The following is a 10,206-nucleotide window of genomic DNA, read 5'->3' on the forward strand; positions in this document are numbered from 1 at the left end:
CCCTTTTCCCCCTCAAATGTTAAGCTAAAAGTATAACTAAACTAGAAAAAATCACACTAATCGGGTAACATACTCGCAATTTTTGCAAAAAGAATAAGAGAAAAATAATGACAACTCAACCTCGTAAAATTTTAGTCACATGTGCATTACCTTATGCAAATGGTGCCATTCATTTAGGCCATATGTTAGAACACATTCAAGCAGATATTTGGGTGCGTTTCCAACGTATGCGTGGCAATAAAATTCATTTTGTCTGTGCTGATGATGCACACGGCACACCAATTATGCTTAATGCCGATAAATTAGGCATCACACCAGAAGAATTAATTGCAAAAGCAAAAGCTGATCACGTCCGTGATTTTGCAGGTTTTAATATCAGTTTTGATAACTATCACTCTACTCACAGTGAAGAAAATAAACAAATCACCGCTGAGATTTACAATAAGTTAAAAGCGAAAGGCTTTATTAAAACGAAAGTGATTTCTCAATTATTCGATCCTGAAAAGAATATGTTCTTACCGGATCGTTTCGTCAAAGGGACTTGCCCAAAATGTAAAGCCGAAGATCAATACGGTGATAACTGCGAAGTTTGTGCTTCTACTTATAGCCCAATGGATTTAATTAATCCTCGTTCTGTTGTATCAGGTGCGACACCAATCATCAAAGAATCTGAACATTTCTTCTTTGACTTACCTGCTTTTGAAGGCATGTTAAAAGAATGGACTCGCTCTGGCTCACTTCAACCTGAAATTGCAAATAAAATGCAAGAATGGTTTGAAAGCGGTTTACAACAATGGGATATCTCTCGTGATGCACCTTATTTTGGTTTTGAAATTCCGGGTGCAAAAGATAAATTCTTCTATGTTTGGTTAGATGCCCCAATCGGCTACATGGCTTCTTTCAAAAATCTCTGCGATCGTGAAGGCATTGATTTTAATGAATTCTGGGGAGAAAACAGCGATGCAGAACTTTATCACTTTATCGGTAAAGATATCGTGTATTTCCACAGTCTGTTCTGGCCAGCAATGCTAGAAGGGAGCGAATACCGCAAACCAACCAACGTGTTTGCTCACGGTTATGTCACCGTAGATGGCGCCAAAATGTCAAAATCACGTGGTACATTTATCCAAGCCAGCACCTATTTAAATCACATTGATCCAGAATGTTTACGTTATTACTATGCGGCTAAATTAAACGATCGCATCGAAGATCTTGATTTCAACTTGGAAGACTTCGTTCAACGAGTCAATACGGATATCGTTAATAAACTAGTCAATTTAGCTTCTCGTAATGCTGGCTTTATCACAAAACGTTTTGAAGGCAAATTAGCAGATAAATTAGAAGACGAAGCGCTTTTTGCTGAATTTACTGCACAAGCTGAACAAATTGCTGCTTACTATGAAAGCCGTGAATACAACAAAGCCATTCGTGAAATCATGGCATTAACCGATAAAGCCAATAAATATATTGATGAAAAAGCCCCTTGGGTCATTGCGAAAGAAGAAGGCAAAGATGCTGAATTACAAGCGGTTTGCTCAATGGGTATTGAGCTTTTCCGTGTATTGATGTCTTACTTAAAACCGGTTCTTCCAAAACTGGCTGAACGTGCAGAAGCATTCTTACAAACAGAACTCACTTGGGATAATATTGCACAGCCTTTATTAGGTCATCAACTTGCTCCATTTAAAGCGCTTTTCTCTCGTTTAGAGAAAAAACAAATTGATGCGGTAGTAGAAGAAACTAAAGCACTGTTCGCTGAAGCAAACAAAGCGACAGAAAAAACAGCGGCAAAATCGACCGCACTTTCAAATGTCGAACCTATTGCTGACACCATTAGCATTGATGATTTTGCTAAAATAGATATGCGTGTGGCAAAAGTGTTGAAATGCGAAGCAGTACCTGAATCCAATAAACTCTTACGTTTTGAATTAGATTTAGGTGACCATACTCGCCAAGTGTTCTCTGGCATTAAAGCGGCTTACAACAAACCTGAAGAATTAGAAGGTCGTTTTATTATTGTGGTTGCAAACCTGGCACCACGTAAAATGAAATTCGGCGTATCAGAAGGGATGATTCTTTCTGCTGGTACTGGCGGAAGTGATTTATTCTTACTTTCAGCTGATAGCGGTGTCACTGCCGGTATGCAAGTAAAATAATTTACTATTTAGGCGACTTCGGTCGCCTTTTTTATTGCCAAACGAAACCAAATACCCTACCATATCAATCAGCTATTTATCACACAAATTAAAAGGAATTCATTATGACAAACGAACTTATCTGCTATAAACAAATGCCGGTTTGGACAAAAGATAAATTACCTAAAATGTTCCAAGAAAAACACAATACTAAAGTGGGAACTTGGGGCAAACTTACAGTGCTAAAAGGTAAACTTAAGTTTTATGAGCTAACCGAAAATGGCGATGTCATTGCTGAACATATTTTCACTCCAGAAAGTAACATTCCATTTGTCGAGCCACAAGCATGGCACCGAGTTGAAGCCCTTTCTGATGACTTAGAATGTACGCTTGGTTTCTATTGCACAAAAGAAGATTACTTCAACAAAAAATATAATATGACTGCAACGCATGGTGATGTGGTTGATGCAGCTAAAATTATCAAACCTTGTAAAGTGCTAGATTTAGGCTGCGGACAAGGTCGTAACTCCCTTTATTTAAGTTTAAAAGGCTACGATGTGACCTCTTGGGATCACAACGAAAATAGCATCGCCTTCTTGAACGAAACTAAAGACAAAGAAAACTTGAATATTAAGACCGCTGTTTATGATATTAACACCGCCAATATTCAAGAAAACTACGACTTCATTTTATCAACCGTGGTATTTATGTTCTTAAACCGAGAGAGAATTCCAGCCATTATTAAGAATATGCAAGAACACACCAACCCAGGTGGTTATAACTTAATTGTTGCAGCCATGTCCACGCCTGAAGTGCCTTGTCCACTTCCGTTCTCATTTACATTCTCTGAAGGTGAATTAAAAGAATATTACAAAGATTGGGAATTCTTAGAATATAACGAAAATATGGGTGAATTACATAAAACCGACGAAAACGGCAATCGCATTAAATTAAAATTTGCAACAATGCTAGCAAGAAAAAAATAATTCGCTAATTTAAAAAAGAAAATGACCGCACTTTGTCTATCAAGTGCGGTCATTTTTTATGGTATTTTAATTACTCTTCAATAGAACGTAATAATTCGTTGATACCTACTTTACCTAAAGTTTTTGCATCAACTTTTTTCACGATCACTGCACAGTATAAGCTGTATTTACCACATTTTGATGGAAGGCTACCAGAAACAACAACTGAGCCTGCAGGCACACGACCATAGAATACTTCGCCCGTTTCACGGTCGTAGATTTTTGTTGATTGACCGATGAATACGCCCATAGAGATCACGCAACCATCTTCAACAATCACGCCTTCAACGACTTCAGAACGTGCACCAATGAAACAGTTATCGCCGATAATGGTTGGGTTTGCTTGTAATGGCTCTAATACACCACCGATACCTACACCACCAGATAAGTGAACATTTTTACCAATTTGCGCACATGAACCAACAGTTGCCCATGTATCGACCATGGTACCTTCACCTACGTATGCACCGATATTTACATAAGATGGCATTAATACACAGTTTTTAGAAATGTATGCCCCTTTACGTACTGTTGCAGAAGGTACGACACGGAAACCTTCTTGAGCAAAACGCTCTTCTGTATAGTCAGCAAACTTTAATGCCACTTTGTCATAGTATTTGGTTTCTGCTCCATCAATAATTTGGTTATCATTAATACGGAAAGATAATAATACTGCTTTTTTCAACCATTGGTGAGTAACCCATTCACCATCAATTTTTTCTGCAACACGGTATTTACCGCTATCTAATCCTTCGATCACTTCTTCGATTGCTGCACGAGTTTGTGCATCAACTGTTTTAGGGGTAATTTCCGCACGTTTTTCAAATGCAGCTTCAATAACTTGTTGTAAATTTGACATTTTGCTTCCTATTGTTGATGTGAAATAACGGTTGTTAGTTTTATCATATTTTTGACTTTCAAGCAAAAAACAACCGCACTTTCTTTTGATTTAAAATATAAAAAAAGCGAACCTAATTATGGCTCGCTTTTTTATATTTCTAGTTTTAGTTAGTTGATAACAGAAACATTTAATGATGAACCGCCAACGATTCTTACTCGACGCCCCGCTTTGAAGCTAGGATCTGCTTTTTGAACCACAACGATCTCTTCTCTATTATCTTTTCTGATAACAAGTTCTGCACCATTAACTTGGCTCATTTTTTCCTCAGCTTTGCTACCAATAATCGCCCCACCAATTGCACCTACTGCAGTTGCAATTGCTTGTCCGGTGCCACCGCCAATTGTACTACCAGCGATACCACCTAAAGCACCGCCACCAACTGTACCAATTACACCTGGGTTATCCGCTTGGATTTTAACAGGACGGACAGAAACAATAGTACCATAGCTAATTGAACGAGCTTCTTTTGCTTGTCCAGCTTCATACACATCACCGCTAAAAATATCGGTATTTGCACAACCGGTTAAGCCGATAGACATCATAAGTGCTAATGCTACTGTTATTTTTTTCATAAAACTAACCTTCTAAAAATAAATTAGATTGGGTTTCTTGGAGACCAAGTAGAAACGTTTTTCACGCCTTGACCGTTGTCAGATACTTTCACACAAGCACCAGTTACTAAAGTTGAATCGTATTTGTGAACGATAACTTCGGTTTCACCTTCTTGTTTGTATGAGCAGTCGTTTTTACGAACGGTTAATTTTACATCATCACCTTGTAATTCGGTGAAGATAACTTGACCTTTATAAGCGCTTTCATCTTTTTGTGATTGAGATGAACAAGCTGATAAACCTAAACTTAATAAGACAGTTAATGCTAAGGTAATTTTTTTCATTACACTAAACCTCGAGTATTTTCTTTATTGTATAAGGATGAACCTTTATGCAAACGTGATTTTCTGTTTTATCAACAAAACTCACTGCAATTGATGGATTGGGCAATTGCTCCCCTTCCACCTTAGGTTCGCTCACCTTCATGGTTAATTGAGTTAGTTCCTTCCATAAAAATGTATTGCAAATCCGATTAACCCAATCCTCAACAGATTCATGAGATAAAAACGGCATTACAATTTCAATATGTTCCCAAGTTTCTTGGGGATATTGTTTATTTTTAGGAAACGGTAATTCAATAACATCGACAGGCTGACCAATGAAATCAACTGGCTCATCTAATTCAATCAAATAGATAGGACGCCCATTGACGATATTATCGCTTAAAATTCTACCGCACTTTAATAACTCTGTCAGCCAATTTTTTGCTTTTTCTTCAGTATTTGCTCTTAAAGCTAAATGATCAATTTGGAAATCATTCAAATTCACTTTTATAACGGCGGCTAATTGCTGAATTTTTTCCTGAAATAAAGGCAATTCTTGATAAAGTGCGGTCGATTCTTCTATTAAATTTGACATTTTCTTCTGCTCTTACTTTGAGAAATCTATAAACAACGGTATCATAGCCGATTATTTTCATTATTCAATTTCAAGATTAGGAAAAACCGTGAATATTCAATCTATTTTATCCGATAAAATTAAACAGGCGATGATTGCAGCTGGTGCAGATGAACAGTGCGATGCGCTTATTCGTCAATCTGGCAAACCGCAATTTGGTGACTACCAAGCAAACGGAATTATGGCTGCGGCTAAAAAACTAGGATTAAATCCACGTGAATTTGCACAAAAAGTTTTAGATCATGCCGATCTTTCTGATGTTGCTGAAAAAACTGAAATTGCAGGTCCGGGTTTTATCAACATTTTCTTAAATCCAACTTGGTTAGCGAATAATGTTTCTGCTGCATTAAAAGATCAAAATCTTGGTGTCAGCGCAAATGAAAAACAAACCATCGTGATTGATTATTCTTCACCAAACGTTGCGAAAGAAATGCACGTAGGCCACTTGCGTTCTACCATCATCGGTGATGCTGTTGTTCGTACCCTTGAATTTTTAGGTCACAACGTTATTCGTGCGAATCACGTGGGTGACTGGGGTACGCAATTTGGTATGCTTATTGCTTATCTTGAAAAAATGGAAAATGAACATGCGAGCGAAATGGAACTTCAAGATCTTGAAGCATTCTATCGCGAAGCGAAAAAACATTATGATGAAGATGAAGCTTTCGCTGAAAAAGCCCGTAACTATGTAGTGAAATTGCAAGGTGGAGATGAATATTGCCGCACAATGTGGAAAAAATTAGTCGATATCACCATGCAACAAAACCAACGCAACTACGATCGTTTGAATGTCACCTTGACCGAAAAAGATGTGATGGGTGAAAGTCTTTATAACCCAATGTTACCAGCTATCGTTGAAGATCTGAAAAAACAAGGTTTAGCAGTTGAAGATGAAGGTGCATTGGTCGTTTATCTTGATGAATTCAAGAATAAAGAAGGCGAACCGATGGGCGTTATCGTACAGAAGAAAGATGGTGGTTTCCTTTATACCACTACCGATATCGCGGCGGCGAAATACCGTTATGAAACCTTAAAAGCGAATCGTGCATTAGTGTTCTCTGATACACGTCAAAGCCAACACATGCAACAAGCGTGGTTAATTACGCGTAAAGCAGGTTATGTACCAGATAGCTTCTCACTTGAACATAAAAACTTCGGTATGATGTTGGGTAAAGATGGTAAACCATTCAAAACTCGTACTGGCGGCACCGTAAAATTAGCAGATTTATTAGACGAAGCGATTGAGCGTGCAACGATATTAATCAACGAGAAAAATACCAATTTATCTGATGAAGAAAAAACTGCGGTTATTGAAGCGGTGGGTATTGGCTCGGTGAAATATGCGGATCTTTCTAAAAACCGCACGACTGACTATGTGTTCGATTGGGATAATATGCTCAGTTTTGAAGGTAATACCGCGCCTTATATGCAATATGCTTATACGCGTATTCGTTCAATCTTCAATAAAGCAGACGTGAACCCAACCGCTCTTGCAGAAGCGAAAATTCAGCTTTCAGATGAAAAAGAACGTGCATTAGCCATCAAATTGCTTCAATTTGAAGAAGCCGTTCAAACGGTGGGCAAAGAAGGGACACCACATGTACTCTGTGCTTATTTATATGAATTGGCTGGTGTCTTCTCTTCATTCTATGAACACTGCCCAATCTTAAATGCAGAAGATGAAAACGTAAAATTAAGCCGTTTAAAACTCGCTTCTCTTACAGAGAAAACCTTAAAACAGGGTTTAGCGTTATTAGGTATTAAGACAATCGAAAAAATGTAAAAAAGTGCGGTCAATTTCGACCGCACTTTTTCTTTATACATCCACTAAAATGAGTATCGCGGCTTCTCCGCCCCATTCTTTGGGAGCTTGGTGTAACGCTCGGACTTTAGGGTGCTGAACTAACCAACGTGGAATTTGTTTTTTCAACGTAAACGTGCCGTAGCCGGTCATGATGCTCGCGCAATAAACATGCTCATTTTCACAAGCTAATAACAGTGCTGCCAATTCCATTTTGGCTTGCTCACGGGTTAAACCATGCAAATCCAAAAATAATTCGGGTGAAAAATCGCCACGACGAAGTTGCTTTAATAAATGGCTATCTTCCCCTTCACGTAAATATTTGATGACACCATCATGTTCATTTAGCAGTGGTTCATATTCATCGGAAAAATAGAAAAGCGTATCTTCTTTTTCTCGAATATCACGTAAAGGGGATTTTTTTTGACCGCTCTTTTGACGAGGTGCCACAAAGGTATCTTGCTTGATGGGTTTGATCCCTTTTGTTTCCGCCCGAAAAAGATCGAAATCATCTTGTTCTATCATTATTTTTCTCAATTTGTTATTTTGCTTAATGATAGCACATCTATTCTATGGTATAACTAGCCAAATTTTTTATTGAGGCACAAAATGGAAACCTTACACAATCAAGAACTTGTTGCGACAATTTTAGAAGATAATGTGGCAAGTGAATTAACGACCATTCAAGATTTTTTACGCTGGACATACAGCTCATTCAACCGTTCTGATATTTACTACGGGCAAGGCCATGACAATGCGTGGGATGAAAGCCTTCAATTAGTACTTGCTGGACTTCAATTACCACTCGATTTACCGCAAGATTTATTTAACAGTAAACTCACTCATTCAGAAAAAGAAACCTTAGTACAATTAGTCTTAAGCCGTATTGAGCAACGTATGCCAGTCGCTTATTTAACGAATAGTGCGTGGTTCTGCGGATTAGAATTCTATGTGGATGAGCGTACGATTATTCCACGCTCACCAATCAGCGCATTAATCCAAGATAAATTTGCTCCGCTTTTAAAATCTGAGCCAAAACGTATTTTAGATCTTTGTACAGGAAGTGGTTGTATCGCAATCGCAACAGCTGAAGCCTTTCCTGAAGCGGAAGTAGATGCGGTCGATCTTTCTGTGGATGCGTTAAATGTGGCAGAAATCAATATTGCGCGTCACCAATTAGAACATCGTGTTTTCCCGATTCAATCAGATTTATTCCAAAATATCTTTGGTCAACAATATGATTTAATCGTCTCCAATCCGCCTTATGTGGATGAAGAAGACTTGGCAGATATGCCGGAAGAATTCCATTATGAACCTGAATTAGCCTTAGGTTCCGGTGTTGATGGTTTAGAGATTACGAAACAAATTTTAAAACAAGCAGCAGATTATTTAACGCCAAATGGCATGCTCGTTTGTGAAGTAGGGAATAGCATGGTAAGTCTCATTGAACAATATTCAGATGTGCCATTTGAATGGGTTGAACTAAAAAATGGTGGCCTAGGTGTTTTTGCTATCAGCCGCGAAGATTTAGTGAAATATCACGATTCTTTTTAAGCTAAAGTGCGGTTAAAAATTATCGTAAATTTTGACCGCACTTAACAATTACTGGCGCGCGTTCTTAACGCGTGCTTTTCTTTTTTTAATAAAACAATGAATTTACAAAAACTTTTACTGACTCGTCGTTTCTTTTCTACCCTTGCATTCTTTTCCATGCAAACGGTATTTTTCATCTATTTACAAGGAAAAGGCTTAAGTAACAGTGAAATTGCCTTTTCCCTCTCGTTGCTTTTCTTCTGCAACCAAGCATTAGCGATTTTAGCCGGTATCTGGGGCGATCGTTTTGGGCTGGCAAAAATGATGTTACTTGGATGCTTTTTAGATGTGATCGCCTATATTTTCTTTCTCTTTGCTGATAATTACATTCTACTTTTAATTGCTACCACCTGTTTTGGATTAGGTAGCTGTTTATTTGGTACCAATGCGAAAGCCTGCCTATTGGTACTCGCGGGTGAAGAATACAAAGAGAAAACCCGATTACAGGGAAAATATTTGAAAGTCACTTCCATGTCGTCTATGTTTGCGCCCTTATTGGTGATTCCGTTTATCAAATATAATCATATTGAATGGTTGATTTGGGTCTGCTTTGCGATGGAAGCGATTCTCTTTGCCTTAATGGTTAAACCGTTTTATCAAATTCAAACTTTGCAAACCTTAGTGAAATTTCGCTTTATCCAAATTAAAGAAATCATCACTAAAGAATTTTTATTGGTACATTTGATGTTGTTTATTCCCCTTTCCATTGCAACGTCATTCTTTGTGATCTTCCCTTTCCTATTTGACAACAAATTAGGCATGCCGGAACACTCCCCCATTGCACTTTTTGTGAATGGGTTGTTGACTGTATCGCTACAAAGTTATTTTTCTCGAAAAATTAATTTAACGATTAAACAAACCCTATGGGTGGCGCCAATCTTGGCTGTTGGTATTATCCTGCCTTGGTTTATTACGTTGAAATATATTTCTTTGGTTTCTGCTTATATTTACTTAGTCATTTTCACAGTGATTGAAGTCTATGCTTTAACGGCAATGGCGAATTTATTAGTAAAATTTGATAATGGTACCAACCGAGGTTTTATCTTTGGTTCATCACGATTATTGCTTTCTATTGCAACAGTCATCGTCATGAACTTAGTGCCACATTTGTTTTTATTGTAAAAAAGAAACGGCCAGAATTCACATTAAATTCTGACCGCACTTTTATATTTTTCTATGCTTATTTCACTTCTAATTCAACATTATCAAACAATTTCTTCACCGCGCTGTTATCACGCAATTT

Annotated in this window: 10 protein-coding genes; 5 read left to right on the forward strand and 5 right to left on the reverse strand. The window is 37.8% G+C overall.

Features of this window, described 5'->3' with window-relative positions; all coding sequences use genetic code 11:
• Nucleotides 1-107: 107 nt before the first annotated feature.
• Together metG and tehB are read left to right on the forward strand one after the other, a co-directional pair.
• Complete coding sequence (metG, locus tag HMPREF2732_RS06685; protein ID WP_070592188.1) at nucleotides 108-2,156, forward strand: methionine--tRNA ligase; 2,049 nt, start codon at nucleotides 108-110, stop codon at nucleotides 2,154-2,156.
• Between the two features lie 104 nt (nucleotides 2,157-2,260).
• The gene (gene tehB / locus HMPREF2732_RS06690; RefSeq protein WP_070592189.1) at nucleotides 2,261-3,121 is read left to right on the forward strand and encodes an SAM-dependent methyltransferase TehB; all 861 of its coding nucleotides are present in this window, start codon (nucleotides 2,261-2,263) and stop codon (nucleotides 3,119-3,121) included.
• 70 nt (nucleotides 3,122-3,191) lie between these two features.
• Here the strand turns inward: tehB and dapD are convergent, their stop codons facing one another.
• The 4 genes from dapD to HMPREF2732_RS06710 form a co-directional block, all read right to left on the reverse strand.
• Nucleotides 3,192-4,019: a 2,3,4,5-tetrahydropyridine-2,6-dicarboxylate N-succinyltransferase gene (gene dapD / locus HMPREF2732_RS06695; protein WP_005695977.1), complete on the reverse strand. Its 828-nt coding sequence runs from the start codon at nucleotides 4,017-4,019 to the stop codon at nucleotides 3,192-3,194.
• A gap of 149 nt (nucleotides 4,020-4,168) precedes the next feature.
• On the reverse strand, nucleotides 4,169-4,633 hold the full coding sequence (locus HMPREF2732_RS06700; RefSeq protein ID WP_070592190.1) for an outer membrane lipoprotein: 465 nt from the start codon (nucleotides 4,631-4,633) through the stop codon (nucleotides 4,169-4,171).
• A 23-nt stretch (nucleotides 4,634-4,656) separates the two neighbouring features.
• Nucleotides 4,657-4,956, reverse strand: a complete 300-nt coding sequence (locus HMPREF2732_RS06705; RefSeq protein WP_049365853.1) for a hypothetical protein — start codon at nucleotides 4,954-4,956, stop codon at nucleotides 4,657-4,659.
• Nucleotides 4,957-4,960: 4 nt separating this feature from the next.
• Nucleotides 4,961-5,530, reverse strand: coding sequence for a VOC family protein (locus HMPREF2732_RS06710; protein WP_070592191.1), 570 nt, complete (start codon nucleotides 5,528-5,530; stop codon nucleotides 4,961-4,963).
• Between the two features lie 88 nt (nucleotides 5,531-5,618).
• On the opposite strand from HMPREF2732_RS06710, the gene argS reads away from it, so the two are divergent.
• Complete coding sequence (argS, locus tag HMPREF2732_RS06715) at nucleotides 5,619-7,352, forward strand: arginine--tRNA ligase (protein WP_070592192.1); 1,734 nt, start codon at nucleotides 5,619-5,621, stop codon at nucleotides 7,350-7,352.
• Between the two features lie 33 nt (nucleotides 7,353-7,385).
• Here the strand turns inward: argS and smrB are convergent, their stop codons facing one another.
• A complete protein-coding gene (gene smrB, locus HMPREF2732_RS06720; RefSeq protein ID WP_070592193.1) occupies nucleotides 7,386-7,895 on the reverse strand; it encodes an endonuclease SmrB in 510 nt (169 codons plus the stop codon).
• Nucleotides 7,896-7,979: 84 nt separating this feature from the next.
• On the opposite strand from smrB, the gene prmB reads away from it, so the two are divergent.
• A complete protein-coding gene (gene prmB / locus HMPREF2732_RS06725; RefSeq protein WP_070592194.1) occupies nucleotides 7,980-8,924 on the forward strand; it encodes a 50S ribosomal protein L3 N(5)-glutamine methyltransferase in 945 nt (314 codons plus the stop codon).
• Between the two features lie 96 nt (nucleotides 8,925-9,020).
• A complete protein-coding gene (locus tag HMPREF2732_RS06730) occupies nucleotides 9,021-10,085 on the forward strand; it encodes an MFS transporter (protein ID WP_070592195.1) in 1,065 nt (354 codons plus the stop codon).
• Nucleotides 10,086-10,206 lie beyond the last annotated feature (121 nt).

Source organism: Haemophilus sp. HMSC061E01 (assembly GCF_001810345.1).
In the GTDB taxonomy this organism is placed as follows: Bacteria; Pseudomonadota; Gammaproteobacteria; order Enterobacterales; family Pasteurellaceae; genus Haemophilus_D.